The organism is Raskinella chloraquaticus (SeqCode), from assembly GCF_021731865.1.
GTDB lineage: Bacteria > Pseudomonadota > Alphaproteobacteria > Rhizobiales > UBA4765 > Raskinella > Raskinella chloraquaticus.
In genome coordinates this window covers 75,525-98,182 of the sequence record NZ_JAKFWN010000026.1, presented here as the reverse complement: position 1 = coordinate 98,182, position 22,658 = coordinate 75,525, and the positions used below count along the sequence as shown (strand labels likewise).

Here is a 22,658-nt window from a genome sequence, read left to right as displayed (position 1 = left end):
ATAATGAAAAACCCCGCTTCGAGCGGGGTTTTTATATTGCTCGTCCTGCGGGCTAGAAGCATCCAGACCGCAAGATCAGGCGCGCCTGCCGGTATGATCAGCGCACCGCCGCCAGCGAAAGCGGCCTGACCGGCGCCGCACTGTTAGCGGCGGGCGCGTTGTGGATATAGAGCCCGCGCTTGTCCGGCATCGGCTTGAAGGCGTTCGACAGACCAACCACCGTCTCGGCCGCCCCGAGGACAAAGAACCCGTCAGGCGCTAATTGCTTGGCCATACGGTTCATGATGTCGATCTTTGCATCATTGTCGAAATAGATGAGCACATTGCGGCAGAAGATGATGTCGAACTGGCCCATCGACGAAAAGCTGTCGAGCAGATTGAACGTCTGATACTTCACCATGGAGCGGATATTCTGCGACAGGCGCCAGGTGTCGCCGTTCTGCTCGAAATATTTGAGCATCAGCTGGACCGGCAATCCACGCTGCACCTCGAACTGGGTGTAGACCCCGGCCTTCGCCTTTTCCAGCACTTCGCGCGACAGGTCGGTGCCGGTGATCTCGATCCGCCAGCCTGCATAGCGGGCAGCAAGCTCGTTCAGGATCATGGCAAGCGAGTACGGTTCCTGGCCTGTCGAGGCGGCAGCGCACCAGATGCGCAAACGCTTCTGTGACTGGCGTGCAGGCGTCAGAGCCGGCAGCATCACCTGCTGGAAATGATCGAACGGCACCTTGTCGCGGAAGAAGAACGATTCATTCGTGGTCATCGCTTCCGTGACTTCAACCGCCAGCGCATCATTGCCCGGTTTGCCCAGAAGCAAAACGATCTCCGAAAGGCCTTTCAAATTATGGCGGCGGGCCACCGGCATCAGCCGGCTTTCAATCAGATACTGCTTGTCAGGCGTCAACACCAGGCCTGAGCGGTCTTTGAGAAAGCGCCGCAGGAACTCGAACTCATGACTCATGGACTAGCGAGCTCCAGCACACAGTTGGGAAATCTTCGGCGCGATGTCGGCAAGCGCCAGCATGGCTGATGCCGCTCCCGCGCTGTAGGTCGCACCGGGCATACCCCAGACAACGCTTGACGCTTCGTCCTGGACAAGAACCGTACCACCGGCATCAGCAATCTTGACCCCGCCGCGCGCGCCATCAGCGCCCATGCCCGTCAATACCAGGGCCAGAGTCGAGGCTCCGTAGACTTTCGACACGCTGTCAAACAGCGGATCAACCGCCGGCTTGCAGAAATTGATCGGCGGCTCGTCATTGAGCGAAATCGTCACCTGCTCGCCATGGCGCTGAATAACCATGTGGCGCCCGCCGGGAGCAACATAGATGGTGCCTGGCATGACCTGTTCGTTGTGAACGGCCTCGCGCGCCGGCACGCCGCTGGCTTTTGCCAGATGCTCGGCAAGAATGGCCTTGAACGTCGGCGGCATGTGCTGGGTGATCAATACCGGCATGCGCATGCACACCGGCTTCAACTCACGCAGCACTTCCATCAGTGCTTGCGGCCCGCCGGTCGATGATCCGATCGTCAGCACCTTGGGCGCCATCCGCGAGAAGGGGCGGAATTTTCCAGGAGCCGCAGCCACGGCCCGTATCGGTGCGGGGGCGGGACGTGCTCCGGCTCCAGCCGGTGCACCGCTGCGCGCCATCCGGCGATCGCGCGCCCGCGCACCCAGAACCGTAACTTTCTCGACGATCTCCCGTTTGAAATCATCCGCGCCCGACAGGCCGGCATTTGATTCCGGCTTCGGCACATAATCCCGCGCGCCAAGCTGCAACGCCTTCAGTGAGATTTCAGCGTTACGCAATGTCAGCGTCGAGGCCATGATGACGACCAGGCCGAGCTTTGCCTTCAGCAACAAGGGTAATGCGGAAAGCCCATCCATTTCCGGCATTTCGACGTCGAGAATAACGACATCGGGATCGACCTTGGCGAGTTCATCGACTGCATGACGACCATTGCGCGCGGCAAACGCCACGTGAATACGGGCATCCTCGTCGAGCCACCTGGTCATCATGCCGCGAACAACCGCGGAATCGTCAACGACCATTACACGGATGCGATTATCAGCAGCGCCGGCGGAAGCACCAGTCGACGATGGTTTGGTGATGAGCGTCATGGAGTTTGTCCTGAAAGGATCACAGCAGTCCGACTTCGGTGAATTTTGACTCGACGATATCCCGGTCGAACGGCTTCATGATATATTCGTTGGCGCCCGCCCGCATGGCGCGGGCGATGTGGGCGACGTCATTTTCAGTGGTGCAGAAAACGACGATCGGCTGGTCGCCACCCGGCTCCCGGCGCAGGCGCGACAGGAATTCAAGCCCGTCCATCACCGGCATGTTCCAGTCCAGCAGAATGGCGCTTGGCATCGCTTTCTGGCATTGACGCAACGCTTCCTCGCCATCTGCCGCTTCGCTGATTGTGAAGGACAGATCTTCAAGAATACGGCGCGCTACCTTCCGGATGACGCTTGAATCATCGACCACCAAACATGTCTTCATGACGTTCCTCAAATTGATGAGGCACAGGCCGTGCCCCCGTGACCAGTTCAGGCTGCAGCCGCTTCCTCGCCAAAAGCGAGTACGCGGTCGATATCGAGAATGACGAGAAGTTGCCCATCAAGGCGATAGACGCCAGCCGATACGCTCGCCCAACGACGATCCAGGTTGACTGGATTTGGCTCGAGACGATCGACTGCCAGATTGAGCACTTCGCCAACCGAATCGATGATGAGGCCATAAGCCTCCCCGGCCTGCTCAACCCCAACCGCGTGGCGATGGGCTTTACCTTCAACCTGCGGCAGGCTGAGACGACGGCGCATATCAACGGCGGTAACGATACGCCCGCGCAGATTGAGGACGCCGGCGATCTCCTGCGATGCCAGAGGCACGCGCGTGATCGTATCGGGCATGAACACATCCTGCACGCGGCTGATCGGCAGGCCGAAGAGCTGCGGCCCGATCATGACGGTCACGTATTCCTGATGGCTGTCGCCATGATGGATCATATCGTCCGACATTATGCGGCCTCCAGATGCGACGCGGTTTCCTTGAGTGCGGCAATAAGCCCCTGACGGTCGAACTTGGCGACGTAGTCATGGAAGCCGGCGATACGTCCGCGTTCAATCGCTGCCGGCGAGGATCCCGAGGCGAGAGCGATGATCGGCACACGGCGCAATTGCTCTTCACCACGGCAGGCTTCAGCGAATTCGAAGCCGTTCATATCCGGCATCTCGACATCCGACACGATCACGTCAAAGCCGTGGTGGCCGGTCTTGACGACAGCGAGAGCCTCGCGGGCGCTCGAATAGGCCTCGACCTCGTAGCCCGCCGCCTTCAGCACCGGTGTCAGCATGTTGCGGAAGAACGGGCTGTCATCGACGAACAGGAGCCGCTTGGCCGCCGGCGTCGCCTGATCCTGGGAGAGGAACCAGTCATCGAAGACCAGCGGCAAATAATGACCGACATCAAGAATTTCGGTTGCCTTGCCCTTGATGACCGATGTGCCGACAATGCCCCGTGTCTGCGAGCTGATTTCAATCGCCATGCGATCTTCGACGATATCGACGATTTCATCGACCACCAGACCCATCGACCTTGTACCATCGGAGAAGACGAGGATTGGCTGGGCGCCACTGCTGCGACGCTCGACCTCATCGTTGACATAGACGAGCGGCATCAACGTTCCGCGATACTGCACGAGGCTCGAATTATTGGCATGCTCGATGGATGCGACATCGATATCCTCAAGGCGCGTGACCAGCGACAAGGGGACAGCTTTTGGATGGTTGCCGCCGGCATGGAACACCAGGAAGGCGACGCTGTCGTTCTCAACCGCGCGGGCGCGATCAGCCACATCCTCATCCTCATCCGATTCACCTGCTGCGCCGAAGGCACTGGCTATGCCATTGGGGTCAACAATCATGATGACCGAGCCGTCACCAAGAATGGTATTTCCGGAGAACATGCCGATATTGCGCAGCTTCTTGCTCATCGGCTTGACAACGATTTCTTCCGTGTGGAAGACGCCATCGACAACGATCCCGAAATTGCGATTGCCGACCTGGGTGACCACGACGAAGCCTTCGCCATCCGCCGTCGGTTTTTCGGCCTCGATTCCCAGTAGCGATTGCAGGCTGATGAGCGGCAGCAATTTGTTGCGCAACCGCAGCACCGGCGTATCCTTGATCCGCTCGATGCGGTGCTCGCCATTGGTGGAGGCGCGCACCAGCTCGATCACCGCCAATTGCGGAATGGCGAAACGATCTCCCGCCGACTCGACGATCAGGGCCGAGACGATCGCCAGCGTCAGCGGTATCTTGATGGTGAAGACCGCACCCTTGCCCGGCGTCGAGCGCAGGTCAATCGTGCCACCGATCTGATCGATATTGGTTTTCACCACGTCCATGCCAACGCCACGGCCCGACACATTGGTGATCTGCGCCGCCGTGGAGAAACCCGGCGCAAAGATGAAGCGATGAATCTGCGCCTCGGACAGCTTTTCTGCTTCCGATTCCGTGACCAGGCCGTTACTCACCGCCTTGCGCTTGATCGCAGCGACATTGAGGCCGCGTCCGTCATCGGCGATTTCAATCATGATATGTCCGCCTTGATGATAGGCGGAAAGCTTGATGGTGCCGACCTCGCTTTTGCCAGCGGCGCGGCGCTCCTGAACCGTCTCAAGCCCATGATCGGCGGAATTGCGCACCATATGGGTCAGCGGATCCTTGATCAGCTCCAGCACCTGACGGTCGAGTTCCGTGTCGGCACCGCTCATATCAAGCTCGATCTTCTTGTCGAGATCGCGCGACAGGTCGCGGATGATTCGCGGAAGCTTCTGCCATGCATTGCCGATGGGCTGCATGCGCGTCTTCATGACGCCTTCCTGCAACTCGCCCGTCACATTCGACAGGCGTTGCAAGGGCACCTTGAAGTCATTGTTTTCATTGCGTCTTGAAATTTCGAGCAACTGGTTGCGCGTCAGCACCAGCTCCGAGACCATGGTCATCAGATGCTCAAGCGTATCGACGTTGACGCGGATTGACTGGTTCTTGATGGAGACGTCTTCGGCGTCACCGCCCCCGACATCGCCGGCGGGCTTCGCCTTTGCGGCGGCAGGCGGCGCTGCGGCTGCCGGGGCAGGAGCCGGTTTTGCCTCCGCCTCGACCTTGGCGGCAGCTGCGGGTACCGGTTTTGCTTCCGGCGGTTGCGGCTTTGCAACGACAACACTCTCCACACTCGTCTCCCGGAAGGCGCGCTCCAGCTCATCAAGCGAGACTTCACCAGGGCGCAGCGTGCGCTCAGTCGATTGCTCAGGAGCAGCGCTCACCACCGCTTCGCTCGGCGTCTCGCGGAAGGCGCGCTCCAACTCGTCAAGCGAGACCTCGCCCGGCCGCAGCGGACGCTCGACCGCCTGTTCGGCAGGTTCCGCCACCGGTGCATTACGATCAACCTTGGGCAACGCATCGGCAATCGCCGACATGCGTTCAAGTTCAGCAATAATCCCGCGATCTTCGCCTTCCGGCTCATGCTCAAGCTGTTCGAGCTGGCCCAGGATTTCCTTGATGCGATCAATCGAGGTCAGCACGACCGAGACCGCTTCCGACGTCACGGGCTTGCCATCGCGGAATTTGCCCATGAGCGTTTCCGCCGCGTGCGCAATCGATTCCAGGCGCGGCAGGCCAAGAAAGCCGCACGTCCCCTTGATCGTATGGACCAGGCGGAAAATATTATCCAAAATCTTTGCGTTATTGGGATCCTGTTCGAATTTGACCAGCTCGATATCAATGACATCGAGGCTCTCAGCCGTTTCGGTCAGAAATTCTCGTAACAAATCATCCATGATAAAGCACCGCAAGCAGCCCACACGGTCGGCATGACCCGTGGTTAACTTGAGCGATTGTCAACGATAAGGGTAAAGAGAGGGAAAACGAGAAGGCCGTCCCGGCATTTAATTTTGCGGTGTGGGCACTTTTGTCTCAATAATAATCCGCTCGCCGTCCTGACGAACAAGGATATCAACGCCAATGGCTTTGGCGAGCAGGCCGGTAAAATAGGGCTGAACCGCACGCGCATCCATCACCGCGTCCTTTTCGATCAGCCCTCGCAGGAACGTCTCGCTGCCTTTGGGAATGCGCGCATTAAGACCCTCGGCCGACAGATGAACCTCAGGCCGCTCGGCCTGATCACCAATCGTCACGTGCACCGTACCCCCGCGTGGCACAGCCTCCAGACTGAGAAGGAGCAGATTAAGCATCAGTTTTATCTGATTTTTCGGCAAAATCAGCCGCGGTCCTGACCACGTGACGGTCACTTTTTCCAACGCGCCATAGGCAATCGCCAGCCGTTCCGCCTCGCCACTGTCAACACCAGCGCTGAGCGAGCCCGACGCGCCGAACGCGATGCGGGAGAACTGCAGTTTGGTGGACGTTTTGGCCGCCGATTTCTTGGCATGCCCGAACGCTTCAACGCCGGTTGGCTCGCCAAGCTCATCTTCGAGGATTTCCAGGGCGTTATAGACCGCACCCGCTGGCGAAATGATGTCGTGACAAATCCAGCTCGACAACAGCGCCGACAACTCAATGGCATCCAGAGAAATAGGGACGAGATCGCTCATGTTCCGCCACGGCCTGTGAAATGAATCTCGTCCGCATACACGGCCCTTCGAGTCGTGGCAAACACCTTATCGGTGTTTATGCCGCCACACTCTTGGTCGCGCTCGCGGCAGGGCGCAGGTCAATTTTTGGAACAAAAATGAAGAAGTCAGATCCGCTTCCGCTTTGGCTGTCGACATCAATCGTCCAACCATGCTTTTCAACGATGGCCTTGACCAGCGACAGGCCGATGCCGGTACCTTCCACCGCCTTGCCGTCGACCAGGCGCCTGAATGACTGAAACACCAGGGCCTTGTCGGCATTATCGAAGCCGACGCCAATATCACTGACGTGGATCACATAGCCATCACTCCGCTCTTCTCCGAACAGGCGAACGGCAATACCCCTCTCAGGGTCGTGATACTTGACCGCATTATCCAGCAGATTCTGGAAGGCCTGATAGACAAGGGAAGCGTTGCAATTGACCGTCAGGACGGGCAGCATGTTATCGAAGCGGGCATTCCTGGTCGCTTCCCCGCCGCGCATGTCGTCAATCAATGCGTCCAGCATGGTATCGAGGCGTACGCCATCGCGCTTCAAATCACCATCAGCGAGCTTGCTGAAGCGCAGCAGGTCGGCAACCATCGTCCGTCCACGCTCGGCAGCTGCACTGATCACATCAAGATAATGGCCGCTTTCGCGATGGTCATCCATCAGGATCGACTGGCGCAGCATTTCCGTGTGGCTGGCGATCTTGCGCAAGGGCCGCTGCAGATCGTGTGAGGCAAGATGGGCAAACCGCTCGAGGTCGGCTATCTGCGTGCGGATGGTGATTTCGTCTTTGCGCCGCCGGGTAATGTCGGTGAAGCTGCGCAGAAATCCGCCGCGCGGCAGCGGAACGGTATGGATTTCAAGTATGACACCGTTCGCCCGCGTGCGCTCAGAGATCGTTTCCGCCATAACCGCCTTCTGGTTGAATACAACGTCATAAAGGGCGCTGTCGACCAGTTCGGCCTTGTTGCCGAACTCCCCGCTATCAAGCTGATACGAGAAGATTTCGCTGTAACTTGGTGGATTTTTGAGGAATTCCTGCGGAAGTTCCAGTAAATCTATCGCCTGCTGGTTGATCAGACTGAGTTTTCCGTCGGCCTCAACGATCATGATCCCCTGATTCATGTGGCGCAACGTCGTGCGGAAGCGAATGCTCTTTTCGTTCAGCCGCACCTTGTACCCAAGCGCAAATCCGCTGAGGACAATAACTACCAGCGTGATGGACATCGCGACAATGCGGTCTTGCCTGCTCGCAGCGGTTTGCGAAGCGAAAATCTCGCTTTCGTCTTTCGACACCATGACGATGAGCGGCAGGCCGGGAACATGGCGATAAGCAACCAGCCGAGGGCCGGATTTGCTGTCGATCGTTCTGTAGAAACCAACACGCGCAGATGTCAAAACGCTGGAAAATTCGCTGGCAGGAACCGGCTTGCCGAGGAAATCGACAAGGCCCGGTGCCCGCGCCCGGACAATCATATCCTCGCCAACCAATGTGATCGCACCGCTCGTGCCCAGATCAAAGCTCTCATAGACGTTGGATAGCTTGAGCGGATCAAGTGAGGCAACCAGCGTTCCGCGGAACTGTCCCGCCCGATCAACGATGCGGCGCGACAGATGGACCGACCACATATTTGTTGATCGTCCAAGCAGCGGGGGGCCGATAAAAAGCGCGTCGCCGGTTGCGTCGCGCTGCGCCGTGAAATGCAACCGATCGCGCACGTCAAGCGGCTGCAATAAATTGCCATTCCAGGTCCGGCGCAGAAAGCCATCGCTGTCAACAAGGCCAATCAGGTTGACGAACTGGCTGGAAAGGCCGGGCTCTCGCGCCAACGCATGAAAATCGAATTCACCATCGAGCGCCGCAGTGAGACGCCAGCGCAGCGCCAGAACCGAATTATCGATCTCTTCGATAACGCGCTGCACATGATATTCAAACGCGCGCGCCAGGTTTTCGGTTTGCGCACGGGCGGCTTCAAGATCGCGCCGCCTCTCGGTCTGTCCATTTGATTCAACCGCCACCCAGAACAGGCCAAGGAGCGCGATCATAATATATAAAATAGGCTCGCGCACAGCAACGCGCGCTGCAGCCCAGCTAAATGCGCCTATTGTCTTCAGCCCGGTCCTGGTCATCGTGAAACGTTAGCGCTACTTGCTTAACAAGCAGCAAATCCCCACGCCGCGACGATGACAAAATCAGCCGCAATGCAGGTCGAGCGTCTTCACCCACAAGGCTTGATCGGCAACATCACGCAACGTCACCGTCATCTGCTCGCTCCTGCCGTCAACCTTGACGTGGCCGAAGAACTGCATGCCGGCCGCTGGCGACACGTTCTGCCCCTGCTCCTTGCTCGGCGGCGCAGGGGCGAGACTTTTGATCGACATCACGTTCTGCGCGTTAAAACAGGCCCATCAGAACCCGTCATGGTCTAGCGGCGGGACTGCTCGACGATACGTGGCCACAAATGGTCAGCGCGTGCGATGAGCCGCCGCGTATCGGCCCGGAAGGCAGCCAGATTTTCAGTTGATTGGAAGAGGTAGAGCCGGTTGTCGACAAGCAGAAAAAGCAAAGGATCACCGGCGGCGATAAAGCCCTTGGTCACCGCCACCGGATCATGGCCACCAAAGCGTGGAAAATATATATCGCGCTGGGTTTCGAAGATTTGCCGGTTACCGGCATTGACAAATCGCCAGACAGCGCCGGCGATTTTGGCTTCATAGCGTGGTGATCCTTCACGCGCCGCCTGTGACAGCTGGTAAGCAACCGGGTCAAAGCCACCAAGGGCAAGCCCGGTCAGGACATCAGTGACGATCGGGCTCCGATCATCGCTTGCCTGTGCAAGGCCCCCGCCAATCATGGCACCGAAAAGCCATGAAACGAGCACAAGCCAGAAAGAATGTCGCCAGGGGGAAACCATGATGACCTTGGAAGGCATGATGACCTTGGAAGGAGAGTGCATTTCCGTTCGCCGCACGATGAGAGAGAATATCAAGAGCCCGGGCGATACTGGCAAGCCTCGCTGCAGGACGTTTGGAGTTGTGCCATCTAACCGGTAGATTTGGAACATGTATGAGGATTCGAAATTGTTGACAGGGTACTGGTTCGCTGCGCCGCTTTCATTCGGGAGAATTCGATGAGGCTTCATCTCCACCTGACCGTTGCCTTTATTCTCGCCCTGACCCTCCTGCCGCTCCAGCCGGCGACAGCCCAGCAACGACCGGCGCAAGGCCCGGGCCCTGGCCAGTTCAGCGTCGAAGAGCTGGTATCGGCTGGCCACAGTTTTTTCGGCGGCGTCTCGGCGGCGATTGCCTCCGGCGTTGAATCGGCAGTCGGGCGCTGGGGTTATCCCAATGCCTATGTCTTGGGTCAGGAAGGATCAGGCTCCTTTGTTGCGGGGCTGCGTTATGGTGATGGTCGACTGCGGACGAAAGTCGGAGCTGATCTGCCGATCTTCTGGCAGGGCCCCTCGCTTGGATGGGATTTTGGCGGCGATGGGTCGCGCGTCATGATCCTTGTCTACAACGTGCGCCAGCCGCAGGATTTGCTGCGCCGCTTTGTCGGCCTCTCGGGTTCGGCCTATTTCGTGGGCGGCGTTGCTGTGACCGCGCTGACCGCCGAAGGCTTCGTCATCGTGCCGATCCGCTCCGGACTTGGGCTGCGTCTGGGGGCTAACATCGGCTATATGAAATTCACTGATCGCCCGGAATGGAACCCGTTCTAGCCTCGCCGGCCGGGGGGCCACGCCGGCGCAGCGGCGGAATTGGCGTGCGTCGCGTCGCGCGCTCGGTTAGAAAGCGCTTCTTGCCCCTGTGGTCAACGGTCGTTTTGGTATCGCAATGATTGAGCAAATCCTGTTTTTCGCGCTGGGGTTTTTCAGCGCCGGTCTTCTGACCCTGTTCATTTCGCACGCCGTATGGCGTCGCGCCGTACGCCTGACCACGAAGCGCGTCCAGGCAGCGCTGCCGGTGTCGCTTGCCGAAATCAAGGCTGACCGGGACCAGCTTCGTGCCGAATTCGCCATGGCCGCCCGCAAGCTCGAAGTCTCGGTCGAACAGTTGAAGACGCGCGGGCACCTCCAGCTCGTCGACATCACGCGCAAGAACGACCAGCTGCGTCTTGTCCTCGACGAGGTCAAGAAGCGCAGCGACACCATCCTCGCCATGGAAGAGCGCGAGCGTCGGTTGCGCGATGAATGCCTTGCTGCCGAGACCGCTTATGGTGAGACATCAAGGACACTGAAGAGCGCCGAGGAAAAGCTCGCCATTGCGCAGGGCAAGCTGAACGAGCGCGAGCGCGAAGCCAATGAAGCCCAGTCACTTGCCCACAGCCGGCAAGTGGAGATCGCCGCCCTTCAGGCCAATCTGGCCCATTTCGAGGCGGTGGTGAGCGATACACAGCGCTCGCTGTCCGACAGCACCGCAGCTTTCGTTTCCAAGCAGGAATTGCTCGACCGCGCGAAGGCCGATCTTGATGCCGCACTAGCCTACCGCGCTGATATGGAAGCAAAAATTGGCGCGTCAATCACCGAAGTTCAGGATCAGAGCGCTCGACTGGGTCTGGCCCAGCTCAATCTGAGCGAAGATTCAGATGGGCTGCGCACCCTCGTTGAAGAAGCAAAACGCCTGGCAGGCCGCGTCCATGAATTGATGAGCGAACGCGACACGCTTGATCGCGAATTATCGCAGCGGCTTGGCGAGGCGGAAACACGCTATGCCTCGCTTGCCCGAGATTTCGAGACGTTTCGTGGCGAAAAAGCAGCGCTCGAAGTCCGCCTTGGCGCGGTCCAGGCCGAACGCGAGGAACTGGCTGACCATCTGCGCCTGCTGGAAAGCGGTGCCCAGAGCAATTGGGAGCGCGAGCGGATGGAAAACGCCATGTTGCGCGAACGCATGAACGATCTGGCTGCTGAAATTGCGGCATTGAGCGTGACGCTTGAAGGCGACGCCTCGCCGATCCGCAAGATCATCGCTGCGGCTCACGCCGATCTTCAATCGGAAGCGATCAACCGTTCGCCAGAGGCTGGCGAGCCGGACGGCCATCCCTCAGCCTCCCTTGCCGAACGCATTCGTATTCTGCAGGCAAGGGCAGCGACCAGTCAGTAGAACATGTCCCCCTTCAGGCGTCGATTTCCGCGCGCCGGAGTTCAGCGGACAGCCACACATCTTCAGCCTTGGCCAGCTGCGCCTCGGTTTCAGCCAGAAGCGACGTCGTACGCTCAAAACTGGCGCGATCGCGGGCAAACAGCGTGGGGTCTTCAATGAGCGCTCGCAGCCGCGCCGCCGTCGCGTTGAGCTGATCAATCCGGGCCGGAAGCAAACGCAGCGCCTCGCGCTCCTGGTTGGTCAGCCTGTGACGCGGCATCGGCTGCCGGTTGCCATCATCGCCTGGCGCAACACTGGCCGATGGCCGTTTACTGCCGGCATCAGGGGTTGCTTTCACCGCCTGGATCGGCGCCCTTCGCTGGGCGATCATATCCGAATAGCCGCCGGCATATTCGACGAATTTTCCGTTGCCCTCGGCAACCAGCACGGATGTCGCGACACGGTCGATGAAGTCACGGTCATGGCTGACCAGCAGGACCGTTGCCGGGTGATCGGCGAGCCGCTCCTGCAGCAAGTCGAGCGTTTCAAGATCAAGATCATTGGTCGGCTCATCAAGGACAAGAAGGTTGACCGGCAGCGACAGGGCGCGTGCCAGCGCCAGTCGCGCCCGCTCTCCACCGGAGAGAACAGATACCGGCGTATTGGCGGCCTCGGGTGGAAACAGGAAATCCTTCATGTAGGAGACCACATGGCGCGCTTGGCCATTGACCATCACCTGGTCGCTGCCACCCCCCGTCAACGCCTCTGCCAGCCGCAATCCCGGCGCCAAGGCCTCGCGTTTCTGGTCCACGAGAACGGTTGTCAGATTGCTGCCAAGCCTGACCATGCCGCTGTCCGGCGCGAGTTCCCCAAGCAGCAGACGCAGCAACGTCGTCTTGCCCGCGCCATTGGCACCGACCACGGCAAGGCGGCTGCCACGGGCAAGACGCAATGAGAAATTCGCCACAACAGGCTGGTTGCCGAATGATTTGCTGATGTCGCGGGCTTCGAGCACCAGCGCCCCTGATGCCTTGCCTTCGCTGGCGCTGAACGTCACGCTGCCTGGCCGCTGTCGGCGCTCGCGCAATTCCTCGCGCAGTTGCGAGAGAAGACCGACGCGCCGCTCATTGCGCTTGCGGCGCGCTGTGACGCCATATCGCAGCCAATGCTCTTCATCGGCAATCTTGCGGGCAAGCTTATGGGCCGCCATCTCTTCTTCCGCCAGGACCGTATCACGCCATTCCTCGAATCCGCCGAACCCCTGCGACAGACGGCGGCACTTCCCGCGATCAAGCCAGATGGTTGCTTGCGACAGGCCTTCCAGAAAGCGCCGGTCATGGCTCACCAGAACCATGGCCGAGCGGATCGACCGCAGCCTCGTTTCAAGCCACTCGATCGTCGGCAGATCGAGATGGTTGGTCGGCTCATCCAGCAGCAGGATGTCCGGCTCGGGTGCAAGGGTGCGCGCGAGCGCCGCGCGGCGCTGCTCGCCGCCCGAGAGCAGGGAGGGCGCGGCGTTGCCATCAAGGCCGAGCGCCTCGATCAGCTGGCGGGCGCGGTGATGCCCCTCCTCCTGCTCGAGGCCGCCCTCGACATAGGCTTCAACCGTCTCATAGCCGGAAAAATCCGGCTCCTGCGGCAGGTAGCGTAAGGTTGTACCAGCGCGTGTGATGCGCTCGCCACCATCCGCCTCGACAAGGCCGGCCATGATCTTGAGGAAGGATGATTTGCCAGAACCATTGCGCCCGACAAGACAAAGACGCTCACCCTCGCTGATCGTCACCGTCGAACCGGCGAGAAGCGGTTTGCCGCCAAGCGTTAGCGTGATGTCATTCAAAGTTAACAGGGGCGCTGCCATAGGTCTCATCTGCTTGTGGCGATATCAGCATCGATCATCTATTTGATAAGGGATATTTGCACCAGCCTGCAGCACAACGACGCCATTTAAGGCACTTTAATGCGTCATACCTTAGGTCGAAATTAACTGTATGGCCCTAATTTGCCATTTAACCCTGTTGTACAATACAAATTTGGCCTGTTTCCAATGCTTCATTTGTTTCGCCGAGTAAAAGATATAACCCTCCACCGATCGCTCGCGGGAGAACTGGCGCTGGTGTTTGGCGCCATCGTCGCTCTTATGATCGGCGCTGGCCTGAGTGTCCAGCAAGGCGGTCGCGAACTCGTCGAAAGCGCCCGTAACGCTGTCTGGGAAGCGTCCATACCACCGGCTGAAGTCTTTGCCTTTTCCAACACGCAATGGTCGATTCGTGACCGCATCGTCGACCTTGTTCGTCACGACAACCAGGTCGAACCCGCAGCAACCGAGATTGAAGAGCTGAAAGCATCCGGCGACAAAAGCTGGAAAGGCATGCTCGACCTGAAGCCTTACCTGCCAGCCGACGTGCTCGCCGAGGTCGAAAAGACCGATGCCTTGCTGATTGCCTTTCAAGCGACCTTCACGTCCGCCATCGCCGCCGCGCGCAGCGGTGACATGACGGCTGCCCGCGCTATAAATGACGAACAGGTAGGGCCAGCCATTCGTCCGCTTGGCGTGCAGATCCTTACGCTGCTGGAAGTGATGCGCAACCGCATCCAGAGCGTCAACGAGACGATGGAAGCCACCTCAAACGGCATGCTGATGCGCGTCACCATCACCTCCGGCATCCTGTTTGCGGTGCTGGCCCTTGGCGGCCTCCTCATGCATTTTCGTGTGGTGCGCCCCATCAGCCTCATCAATCGCGCTCTGCAGCGCCTGTCTGAAAACCAGTTCGGGCAGGTCCTTCCGCGCAAGGGGGCGGTCAACGAAATCTGGCGCATGACAACCTCGTTCATCGTTCTCGAGGAACGCGCCAAGGCAACCCTGCAGCGCCATGAGGACGAAACCCGCAAGGCAGCCGGAGAGACGGCGGCCTTTTTGTCGGAAGTCGAGGCATTCGCGAAGCGTTTGGCGGAAGGTGACCTTTCCACCAAAATGCCGGATCATTTCGCACCCAATTTCCGCATTGTTGCCGATAACATGAATTCCGCCATCGAAAGCCTGGCCATGTCGCTTGGCATGATGCTCGAAGCCTCACGCCAGACGGCAAAGACAGCCGGCGAAATCGGCGACAGAGCCTCGGCAAATACCAAACGTGCCCATGTGCAGCTTGGGACATTGAAGGAATTGCGGGTCTCCTTCGATGAATTTTCCACTGGCATTCATCGCACAGCCGGTATTGCTGATGAACTGGCGCAATCGGCGATCAGCGCCTCGCAGCGTGCCGAGATGGGGGCAGAAATGGCCGGCGGCGCGCTCAATGCGATGAGCGGCATTTCGGCTGCCGCAAACAAGATCGCCGACGTGACCTTGCTCATCAACAAGATCGCGGCGCAAACCAATCTGCTCGCCCTTAATGCCGCTATCGAGGCGGCACGCGCCGGTGAACATGGCAAGGGCTTCGCGGTGGTGGCCAATGAGGTGCGGCGCCTGGCAAGTCAGGTAGCGCAGGCGTCTGCAACGGTGCGCCAGATCACCGATGAGACCATCACCCGGGTCGATCAGGGCAGTTCAACCGTCGACCAGACAGCAGCGGCGCTGCGCGAGATCAATCTGACGGTACGCTCGGTGGCTGCCGCGGTTACAGAAATCGCCAGTGCAGCCAACCAGCAGGCAAGCGCCATCACTGTCATCACCGAAGCATTCAACGACCTCGACGGCATCGCTCAGGCAAATGTCATCGGTGCCGGGACCAATGCCGAAGCCTCGGTCGGACTGAAGGATACGGCGCAGGCGATTGCCGAGACAGTCAGTTCGTTCCGCCTTGAGGCCTGACGGCGATTGTGAGCCGCTCTTCTGATCGTTTCGCAGGCGCTGACATGCCTAGAGCTTAGGCGTCGCAAAAAGCCAGCCGATTTGCCCAGCGCCCGGGTGATGCGCAAAGACGCGTTGGCCCCTGATTTTTCACAGCTACCGCGCAAAGGCGCTTCGTTTAATTGCCTATTTGACGATTTTCGTTCAATTCATTGATTGCCCGCTGCGCCGCGCGGCAGGCAAGCCCCGGCAGGGCTTGAATGCAGACGCTTGCAAAAGTCGCTGCCTGACGGCACACCACATGGTTTAAAATACGGGCGAATGAAGTCGCAGGCCTGTCACTGATCTTGGGTGTCAGGTCTTTGGCCTCGCTGTCAGCACGCCGTAAAACAGGGTAGATTACCATGATGAGCAGATTTCGTATCGACCGCCGCCGCGCTCTTGGCCTTGCTGGAAGTGCCGTTGCCTCGGCAATCGTGCCGCTCACTGGCCGCAGCGCCAATGCCCAGACGCTTGACAAGGTCAGCTATCAGACCAATTGGCGCGCCCAGGCTGAACATGGCGGCTTTTACTACGCGGTCGCCAACGGCATTTACAAGAAATACGGCATCGAGGCTGATATCCGCCCCGGCGGGCCGCAGCAGAACCCATCGCAATTGCTGCTTGCGGGCCGCGTTGACATGATCATGTCAAATTCCTTCGAAGCCATCCGCTATGTTCAGGAAAGTGCGCCGTTTCTGTGCATTTCGGCGATCTTCCAGAAGGACCCGCAGGTCCTTATCTGCCATCCCGGCGTAGGCAATGACACGCTGGCGGCGCTGAAAGGCAAACCGATCCTCGTGGGTGCGGCCGGGCGCTCCAGCTACTGGCCGTTTCTCAAAGCAAAGTTCGGCTATGGCGACGAACAGATCAGGCCTTACACCTTCAACATGGCGCCCTTCCTCGCCGACAAGAGCCTGTGCCAGCAGGGGTTTGTCTCATCCGAACCGTTCGCCATCGAACAGGCGGGCGTGAAGCCGATCGTCCACCTCATCGCCGATGCCGGTTTTGACAATTACAACACCACCATCAACATCTCGCGCAAGATGACGGAAGAAAAGCGCGATCTCGTGCAGCGTTTCGTCAACGCCTCCGCCGAAGGCTGGGCTGCTTACATGAAGGGTGGCGAGGGTAACAAGGCCGCCGACGCACTGATCCTCAAGGACAATCCGGATATGGATCAGGTGAAGATCAATTTCGCCCTGAATGTGATGCGTACCAACGGCATCGTCCAGTCCGGAGATGCGCTGAAGGGCGGCATAGGCGCCATGAGCGCGGCGCGCTGGCTGAAATTCTACACCGACATGTCGGATGCCGGCGTCTTCCCCAAGGGTATCGACGTGACGAAGGCCTACAGTCTCGACTTCATCAACAAGGGCGTCGGTTTGTGAGAGAGGCCTCGGCCCCATCTCTCGCACCAGTTGACCCGCTGATCAGGCTAAGCGGCGTTTCCAAGACGTTCTCCACCGGCACGCGCGCCGTGGAGGCGGTTGATCTTGACCTGATGCCCGGCGAGTTCCTGTCGATCCTGGGGCCGTCAGGCTGCGGAAAATCGACCTTGCTGCGCATGATCGCCGGCCTCGGCGCGCCGACCGGCGGCGAGATTCAATGGGCCAGCGGGCATGGCGGAGGAAGCCGCTACGGAACCCGTGACTTGGGCTTTGTCTTTCAGGACCCCACCCTGATGCCATGGGCAAACGCCCTCGACAACGTCGCCCTGCCGCTCATCCTGGAAGGGGCAGCAAAGCGCGAGGCGCAGGCGGCAGCCCGCGACAAGCTGGCGCTGGTCGGGCTTGCAGGCTTTGAAAGCGCCTATCCGCGGGAATTGTCCGGCGGCATGAAGATGCGGGTATCGATCGCCCGCGGCCTGGTCACCGAGCCAAGCCTGCTGCTGATGGATGAGCCCTTCGCCGCGCTTGACGAGATCACCCGCCACCGCCTCAACCATGATCTGCTCAATGTGTGGCGCGATGTCGGCTTCACCGCAGTCTTCGTCACGCATTCGGTGTTTGAAAGCGTCTTCCTGTCGCAGCGTATCGTCGTCATGGCAGCGCGGCCCGGGCGCATCGTCAGCACGCTTGATGTTGGCGCGCCCTACCCGCGCGACGAGATGTTCCGCACCTCCTCTTCCTATGCCAGCCTCTGCCGTCAGGCCTCCGACCAGTTAAAAACGGCGATGGGGGGCTGAACACGATGAGCAGTCCTCGAACGGCGAAAACCACCACAAGCGACCTTGGCCCGTTGCCGACCGCCTCAGCCAGGTCAAATGATCGCTGGCTGAAGCTTGCCGCGCCATTCCTGGTTGGCATCATTTTTCTTGGCGGCTGGGAGGCGGCGGTGCGGATCATGGCTATCCCGCCCTATATCCTGCCTACGCCAAGCCGTATCATCGAGACACTTGTCAGCGATTGGCCAACCCTCGCCGCATCGCTGCGCATCACGCTGGCGATTACGTTCTCCGCGCTTGCGGCAGCCGTCGTGGTTGGCGGGGCGCTTGCTATTCTCTTCACGCAGTTCAAATGGGTGGAACTGGCGCTCTTTCCCTATGCGGTCATTCTCCAGGTGACGCCCATCGTCGCCATTGCGCCGCTCATCATCATCTGGGTCAACGATACCAATCTGTCGCTGCTGATCTGCGCCTGGATCGTCGCCTTCTTTCCGATCCTGTCGAATACAATCCTTGGCCTCAATTCAGCCGACCATAATCTGCGCAACCTGTTCGAACTCTATGGCGCCACGCGCTGGCAGACCCTGCGCTATCTGCGCCTGCCAGCCGCCCTGCCCTATTTTCTGGCCGGGCTGAAGATATCAGGTGGTCTGGCACTGATCGGCGCCGTGGTCGCCGAGTTTGTCGCCGGCACCGGCGGCACCGCCTCCGGCCTCGCCTACCGCATACTGGAAGCACAATACCAGCTGAAGATCCCGCGTATGTTTGCTGCCCTGACACTCATCTCGCTCGCCGGCGTCGCCATCTTCCTGGCGACAAGCATCATCGCTCATCGCCTTCTCCATCGCTGGCACGAAAGTGCCATCAAGCGCGAGAATTAGGGTCAGGACCCGTTAATTTGGGCGAAACGGTGGGAGGGACTGGCGCGAGGTTGAGGAGCAAGCCTGCAGGAAGTCGTCTGACTTTCAAAGGCTTGCGACATAAAGATCGCGTCATTTCACCCCATCCGAAGGACAAGGCATGAATGGCAAACTGGTTCGTCGACGCCCTCAACCATACCAAAGGGTATGCTTTTCGGGCTTCTCCTGCCATTTTATCCATTCGTGCCATGCCGTTTTGCCTAAATTAATGGGTCCTGACCCCAGGGCATGACGATATTGAAAACCCGGTTTTACTGTTTCCCGGCCTGCTCTCAGGGCACGCACTCCTCACGCCGCGCGAACGCGTGTCAGAAACTCGTCGACTGCCAAGCGCAACGTGCCCGCCTCGCGAGACAATTCGTCGGACACGCTGCGCACTGAACGCGCCGCGCCTTCAGCGTCGCGAACGGTCGAGGCGACATCGTCAACATCCTCCGTCAATGCTGACGTTCCGTCGGCGGCACTTTGGGCATTGCGCGAAATCTCCGCCGTCGCCACGCCCTGCTCCTCGACCGATAGGCTGATCGACTGCGACACGTCGCGGATTTCACCCAACGTCGTCGTGATGCCTTCGATGGCGGTGACCACTTCGCTGGTCGATTCCTGGATACGCCCGATATGGCCCGAGATGTCTTCGGTCGCTTTGGCGGTTTGCGAAGCCAGCGTTTTCACCTCGGAGGCAACGACCGCGAAGCCCTTGCCCGCCTCGCCGGCGCGCGCCGCCTCAATCGTGGCGTTAAGCGCCAGAAGATTGGTCTGCGCGGCAATCGCCTGGATGAGTGTCACCACTTCACCGATCTTGCTCGCTGCCGTGGTCAGCTGCGCGATCTTGTCAGCTGTCATGGCAGCGGCAACACTGGCGCGCTCGACCACCTCACGTGATCGGCTGACGCGCTCGTTGATCTGATCAACCGACGCCGACAATTCTTCCGCGGCGGCAGCGACAGTTGCAACATTGGACGATGCCTCATTCATCGACGATGACATATGGCCTGACCGGGTTGTGGCGCGCTCGGACGAAACAGCAAGACTTTTCGATGTCTCAATCATCGTATCAACGACATGGGCCAGCGCGGCGAACCCGGCACTTGAAGCGTCACGAAAGCGTTCGATTTCCAGTTCGATGGCTTTCTGGCGCGCCTCACGGTCCTGGCGCGCTGTCTGTTCCCGAGAAGCAAAGCGGCTGCGCTCGGCCATTGTCGACCTGAAGATTTCGAGAGCCCGCGCGATGGCGCCGATTTCGTCCTTGCGCTCCACGTGCTCGATCGCCACGTCGACTTCACCCTTGGCCACATCGCCCATCGTCTGGGTGATGTAGCGCAGCGGCCGGACGACCTTGCGGCGCACCATCCACATGCCAAAGACAATGGTCAGAAACGACATCACGGTGACGCCGACACCAAGAATATTGAGCCAGCGAAAGGTCATCTCGGACATGTCGGCTGCTTCTTGTGTCAGCACATCGTACTTTTTGGCAAGCGTTTCCATTTCCTTGTTGAGCGCCTGGCGTGCACTGCGGTTCTGGTCATTGTCGCCAACGACACGCGCCGCCTCATTGCCCTGCTCCACACCGACGCGTGCCAGCTCGATACGAAAATCGATGAACACTTTGGTCGCAGCGACCACACGGTCAAAATCACGGCGAACGCTATCCGTGACGCTTCCGCGCCATTGATCGATCACCCCTTCGAGCTGCTTCAGCGTGGCGTTCTGCGCCTTGGCGAAATTCGTCAGCTTGGCACGATCTGCCGACATATAAACGCCGCGCGAATCCATCACGGTCTTGTAAACAAGCCCGTCAATCCTCTGCAGCGCCGAGCGTCCCCTCTCCGCGCTATCCTCCAGCGCCTTGTACGAGAGCACGGCGTTGATCGAGCCGGTGATGGCGATCGCCAACACCACGGTCACCACGCCCAGCAGGATAAAGATGAAATTGAGGCGCTGCCCAATCGACAGGCGAGACAGGATGGACATCAGTACTTCCCCAGGCGCGCGCATTCTGCACATGCTTCACGGGTTCAGCATTAATCCATTAAGTTTAATGAGCCGTTATTTTCAGATCGTTTCGCATGCGCCTTCCTGTGGAAGGACATAGTTGTCCCGCTCATGACGACCGTTTTGCTGGCCGCTTTATCATCGATTGGCTCAAACAGGACTGCCTCAGGCAGCGGCAACGCCATTGAGGAAGCCATCAATCGCCGATTTCAGCCGCTGCGCCTGTCCGGCAAGGGCTTCCGAGGCAACCCGCACCGAGCGCGCGGCACTTTCCGTCTCGCCCACAGTCGTCGTGACCTCATCAACATCGCTTGCCAGCGACACCGTGCCCGCAGCCGCGCTCTGCGCATTGCGTGAAATTTCCGACGTCGCTGCGCCCTGCTCCTCAACCGAAGCACCGATTTCGCGCGATACCTGATCAATCTCGCTCAGCGTCGCGACAATGCTGTCGATGGCGCTGACCACATCATTGGTCGACGATTGAATGCCCGAAATCTGCGCCGCGATTTCCTCCGTCGCCTTGGCGGTCTGCGAGGCAAGGCTCTTCACTTCCGAGGCCACAACCGCAAAGCCCTTGCCCGCTTCGCCCGCCCGCGCTGCTTCAATCGTGGCGTTAAGCGCCAGAAGATTGGTCTGCGCGGCAATCGCCTGAATGAGATTGACGACATTGCCGATCTTGTCGGCGGCGGCCGCCAGTTCACCGATCTTGCCGGTCGTGTCGCCTGCCACCACGCTCGCGCGCGATACAACCGAATTTGAATGTTTGACACGCTCGGAAATGGTCTGAACCGATACCGATAATTCCTCAGCCGCTGCCGCGACCGTCGACACATTCGACGACGTGTCACGTGTCGAACCAGCCATGGAACTCGCATGGCTGGAGGCGCGCAGTGACACCTGGTTGAGTTGCCCTGCCGTGGTCACCATGCCGTCGATGGCAAGCGACATCTGGCTGAAATCGCCCTCCACAGCCTCACGAAAACGGGCGATCTGCTCATCTATTGACGCCTGACGCGCCTCACGCTCCTGACGCTGGCGATTATCCTTGTCGGCAAAGGCCGCGCGCTCGGCCATGGCACTGCGGAACACATCCAGCGAGCGCGCCATGCGACCGACCTCATCGCCGCGATCAGTGTAGGCAACCTCAACGGCGGTCTCGCCATCGACCACCCGCCCCATGACCCCCGACAGCCGCTCGAGCGGGCGCACGACGGTGCGCGCCACAATCAGCATGCCAACCGCAATGGTTGCCAGGGTCGAGACGACACCGAAGACAATGAAAAACAACATCCGCGCATAGACGGCTTCGACCGCTTCTCCAAGATCGCCGCGCAGCTGGTCATAGCGCTTGGCAAGCGCGTCCATTTCCTTGTTCAGTGCCTGGCGAGCGATGCGCGTGGGCTCGGCATCGCCGACGACACGCGCCGCCTCATTGCCCTTCTCCCGCCCGATACGCGATAATTCATAGCGAAAATCATTGAAAACCTTCACGCCCTTGGCGACGCGCTCGAAATCCTCGCGCACATCATCCGTGACGGTTTTGCGCCAGCGTTCGACAACGCCGTCAATGTCCTTCAATGCCGCATCCTGGCCCTTGGCAAAACGCTCCAGCACGTCCGGCTTGGACGACATGTAGATACCGCGCGACTCCATCACCGTCCGGTAGATGAGCCCATCGATGGCTTTGAGGGCAAAGCGCCCGTTTTCGGCCGATTCAACCCGCAAGCTCAGCTGGCCGAGCGTGTAGATGCTCCATCCCGCGACCGCCGACAGCAGGATCGTCACTGCTCCCAGCACCACAAAGATGGAATTCAAACGTTGGCCAATCGACAGACGGGAAAAAAAGCGCATAGGAGATCACCGGTAACAGCGCAAATGGCGCGAGAAATGAACCCCGCTACCTTGACCACATCACGTTAACATGGAGTAAGTAGAAAAAATGATTCTATATATAAACGTCGCACATATAATGATTTTTCAGTACACGTTAGTTGGCGTTACATAGCAACTCGATGTAAA

At 59.4% G+C, this 22,658-nt stretch carries 18 protein-coding genes; 6 read left to right on the top strand and 12 right to left on the bottom strand.

What is annotated here, in order from left to right; genetic code table 11:
* Nucleotides 1-97: 97 nt before the first annotated feature.
* From ACINK1_RS09670 to ACINK1_RS09630, 9 genes are all read right to left on the bottom strand, one after another.
* Nucleotides 98-961 (bottom strand): CheR family methyltransferase, encoded by an 864-nt coding sequence (locus tag ACINK1_RS09670; RefSeq protein WP_376801832.1) that lies wholly within the window; start codon nt 959-961, stop codon nt 98-100.
* A gap of 3 nt (nt 962-964) precedes the next feature.
* Complete coding sequence (locus ACINK1_RS09665; protein WP_376801831.1) at nt 965-2,122, bottom strand: chemotaxis response regulator protein-glutamate methylesterase; 1,158 nt, start codon at nt 2,120-2,122, stop codon at nt 965-967.
* 19 nt (nt 2,123-2,141) lie between these two features.
* Nucleotides 2,142-2,507, bottom strand: a complete 366-nt coding sequence (locus ACINK1_RS09660; RefSeq protein ID WP_376801830.1) for a PleD family two-component system response regulator — start codon at nt 2,505-2,507, stop codon at nt 2,142-2,144.
* Nucleotides 2,508-2,554: 47 nt separating this feature from the next.
* Complete coding sequence (locus tag ACINK1_RS09655; RefSeq protein ID WP_376801829.1) at nt 2,555-3,025, bottom strand: chemotaxis protein CheW; 471 nt, start codon at nt 3,023-3,025, stop codon at nt 2,555-2,557.
* Nucleotides 3,025-5,847, bottom strand: coding sequence for a chemotaxis protein CheW (locus ACINK1_RS09650; protein ID WP_376801828.1), 2,823 nt, complete (start codon nt 5,845-5,847; stop codon nt 3,025-3,027). The genes ACINK1_RS09655 and ACINK1_RS09650 overlap by 1 nt, the downstream gene beginning before the upstream one ends.
* 108 nt (nt 5,848-5,955) lie before the next feature.
* Nucleotides 5,956-6,621, bottom strand: coding sequence for a histidine phosphotransferase family protein (locus ACINK1_RS09645; RefSeq protein ID WP_376801827.1), 666 nt, complete (start codon nt 6,619-6,621; stop codon nt 5,956-5,958).
* 76 nt (nt 6,622-6,697) lie between these two features.
* Nucleotides 6,698-8,695, bottom strand: coding sequence for a PAS-domain containing protein (locus tag ACINK1_RS09640; protein WP_395760086.1), 1,998 nt, complete (start codon nt 8,693-8,695; stop codon nt 6,698-6,700).
* 147 nt (nt 8,696-8,842) lie between these two features.
* Nucleotides 8,843-9,031, bottom strand: a complete 189-nt coding sequence (locus tag ACINK1_RS09635; RefSeq protein ID WP_376801852.1) for a hypothetical protein — start codon at nt 9,029-9,031, stop codon at nt 8,843-8,845.
* 44 nt (nt 9,032-9,075) lie between these two features.
* Nucleotides 9,076-9,504, bottom strand: coding sequence for a YHS domain-containing (seleno)protein (locus tag ACINK1_RS09630; protein WP_376801825.1), 429 nt, complete (start codon nt 9,502-9,504; stop codon nt 9,076-9,078).
* A 276-nt stretch (nt 9,505-9,780) separates the two neighbouring features.
* Here ACINK1_RS09630 and ACINK1_RS09625 point away from each other — a divergent pair, with 276 nt between their 5' ends.
* Both ACINK1_RS09625 and ACINK1_RS09620 read left to right on the top strand, forming a co-directional pair.
* Nucleotides 9,781-10,368 carry a DUF1134 domain-containing protein gene (locus tag ACINK1_RS09625; protein WP_376801824.1) on the top strand — a complete coding sequence of 196 codons (588 nt, stop codon included), beginning with the start codon at nt 9,781-9,783 and terminating at the stop codon, nt 10,366-10,368.
* A gap of 115 nt (nt 10,369-10,483) precedes the next feature.
* The gene (locus ACINK1_RS09620; protein WP_395760085.1) at nt 10,484-11,749 is read left to right on the top strand and encodes a hypothetical protein; all 1,266 of its coding nucleotides are present in this window, start codon (nt 10,484-10,486) and stop codon (nt 11,747-11,749) included.
* A 13-nt stretch (nt 11,750-11,762) separates the two neighbouring features.
* On the opposite strand, the gene ACINK1_RS09615 is transcribed toward ACINK1_RS09620, so the two are convergent.
* Nucleotides 11,763-13,586 (bottom strand): ABC-F family ATP-binding cassette domain-containing protein, encoded by a 1,824-nt coding sequence (locus ACINK1_RS09615; RefSeq protein WP_376801822.1) that lies wholly within the window; start codon nt 13,584-13,586, stop codon nt 11,763-11,765.
* A gap of 255 nt (nt 13,587-13,841) precedes the next feature.
* On the opposite strand from ACINK1_RS09615, the gene ACINK1_RS09610 reads away from it, so the two are divergent.
* From ACINK1_RS09610 to ACINK1_RS09595, 4 genes are all read left to right on the top strand, one after another.
* A complete protein-coding gene (locus tag ACINK1_RS09610; RefSeq protein WP_376801821.1) occupies nt 13,842-15,539 on the top strand; it encodes a methyl-accepting chemotaxis protein in 1,698 nt (565 codons plus the stop codon).
* Nucleotides 15,540-15,922: 383 nt separating this feature from the next.
* Nucleotides 15,923-16,948, top strand: coding sequence for an ABC transporter substrate-binding protein (locus ACINK1_RS09605; RefSeq protein ID WP_376804043.1), 1,026 nt, complete (start codon nt 15,923-15,925; stop codon nt 16,946-16,948).
* Complete coding sequence (locus ACINK1_RS09600) at nt 16,945-17,745, top strand: ABC transporter ATP-binding protein (protein WP_376801819.1); 801 nt, start codon at nt 16,945-16,947, stop codon at nt 17,743-17,745. The genes ACINK1_RS09605 and ACINK1_RS09600 overlap by 4 nt, the downstream gene beginning before the upstream one ends.
* Nucleotides 17,746-17,750: 5 nt before the next feature.
* Nucleotides 17,751-18,605 (top strand): ABC transporter permease, encoded by an 855-nt coding sequence (locus ACINK1_RS09595; protein ID WP_376801818.1) that lies wholly within the window; start codon nt 17,751-17,753, stop codon nt 18,603-18,605.
* Between the two features lie 327 nt (nt 18,606-18,932).
* Here ACINK1_RS09595 and ACINK1_RS09590 read toward each other — a convergent pair whose 3' ends face one another.
* Both ACINK1_RS09590 and ACINK1_RS09585 read right to left on the bottom strand, forming a co-directional pair.
* The gene (locus ACINK1_RS09590; protein ID WP_376801613.1) at nt 18,933-20,618 is read right to left on the bottom strand and encodes a methyl-accepting chemotaxis protein; all 1,686 of its coding nucleotides are present in this window, start codon (nt 20,616-20,618) and stop codon (nt 18,933-18,935) included.
* 186 nt (nt 20,619-20,804) lie between these two features.
* Nucleotides 20,805-22,490, bottom strand: coding sequence for a methyl-accepting chemotaxis protein (locus ACINK1_RS09585; RefSeq protein ID WP_376801612.1), 1,686 nt, complete (start codon nt 22,488-22,490; stop codon nt 20,805-20,807).
* Between the last annotated feature and the right edge of the window lie 168 nt (nt 22,491-22,658).

Bases quoted from the DNA above. Each gene is read 5' to 3' on its own strand.
- ACINK1_RS09670 (WP_376801832.1), bottom strand. From the start codon at position 961: ATGAGTCATGAGTTCGAGTTCCTGCGGCGCTTTCTCAAAGACCGCTCA.
- ACINK1_RS09665 (WP_376801831.1), bottom strand. From the start codon at position 2,122: ATGACGCTCATCACCAAACCATCGTCGACTGGTGCTTCCGCCGGCGCT.
- ACINK1_RS09660 (WP_376801830.1), bottom strand. From the start codon at position 2,507: ATGAAGACATGTTTGGTGGTCGATGATTCAAGCGTCATCCGGAAGGTA.
- ACINK1_RS09655 (WP_376801829.1), bottom strand. From the start codon at position 3,025: ATGTCGGACGATATGATCCATCATGGCGACAGCCATCAGGAATACGTG.
- ACINK1_RS09650 (WP_376801828.1), bottom strand. From the start codon at position 5,847: ATGGATGATTTGTTACGAGAATTTCTGACCGAAACGGCTGAGAGCCTC.
- ACINK1_RS09645 (WP_376801827.1), bottom strand. From the start codon at position 6,621: ATGAGCGATCTCGTCCCTATTTCTCTGGATGCCATTGAGTTGTCGGCG.
- ACINK1_RS09640 (WP_395760086.1), bottom strand. From the start codon at position 8,695: ATGATCGCGCTCCTTGGCCTGTTCTGGGTGGCGGTTGAATCAAATGGA.
- ACINK1_RS09635 (WP_376801852.1), bottom strand. From the start codon at position 9,031: ATGTCGATCAAAAGTCTCGCCCCTGCGCCGCCGAGCAAGGAGCAGGGG.
- ACINK1_RS09630 (WP_376801825.1), bottom strand. From the start codon at position 9,504: ATGATTGGCGGGGGCCTTGCACAGGCAAGCGATGATCGGAGCCCGATC.
- ACINK1_RS09625 (WP_376801824.1), top strand. From the start codon at position 9,781: ATGAGGCTTCATCTCCACCTGACCGTTGCCTTTATTCTCGCCCTGACC.
- ACINK1_RS09620 (WP_395760085.1), top strand. From the start codon at position 10,484: ATGATTGAGCAAATCCTGTTTTTCGCGCTGGGGTTTTTCAGCGCCGGT.
- ACINK1_RS09615 (WP_376801822.1), bottom strand. From the start codon at position 13,586: ATGGCAGCGCCCCTGTTAACTTTGAATGACATCACGCTAACGCTTGGC.
- ACINK1_RS09605 (WP_376804043.1), top strand. From the start codon at position 15,923: ATGATGAGCAGATTTCGTATCGACCGCCGCCGCGCTCTTGGCCTTGCT.
- ACINK1_RS09595 (WP_376801818.1), top strand. From the start codon at position 17,751: ATGAGCAGTCCTCGAACGGCGAAAACCACCACAAGCGACCTTGGCCCG.
- ACINK1_RS09590 (WP_376801613.1), bottom strand. From the start codon at position 20,618: ATGTCCATCCTGTCTCGCCTGTCGATTGGGCAGCGCCTCAATTTCATC.
- ACINK1_RS09585 (WP_376801612.1), bottom strand. From the start codon at position 22,490: ATGCGCTTTTTTTCCCGTCTGTCGATTGGCCAACGTTTGAATTCCATC.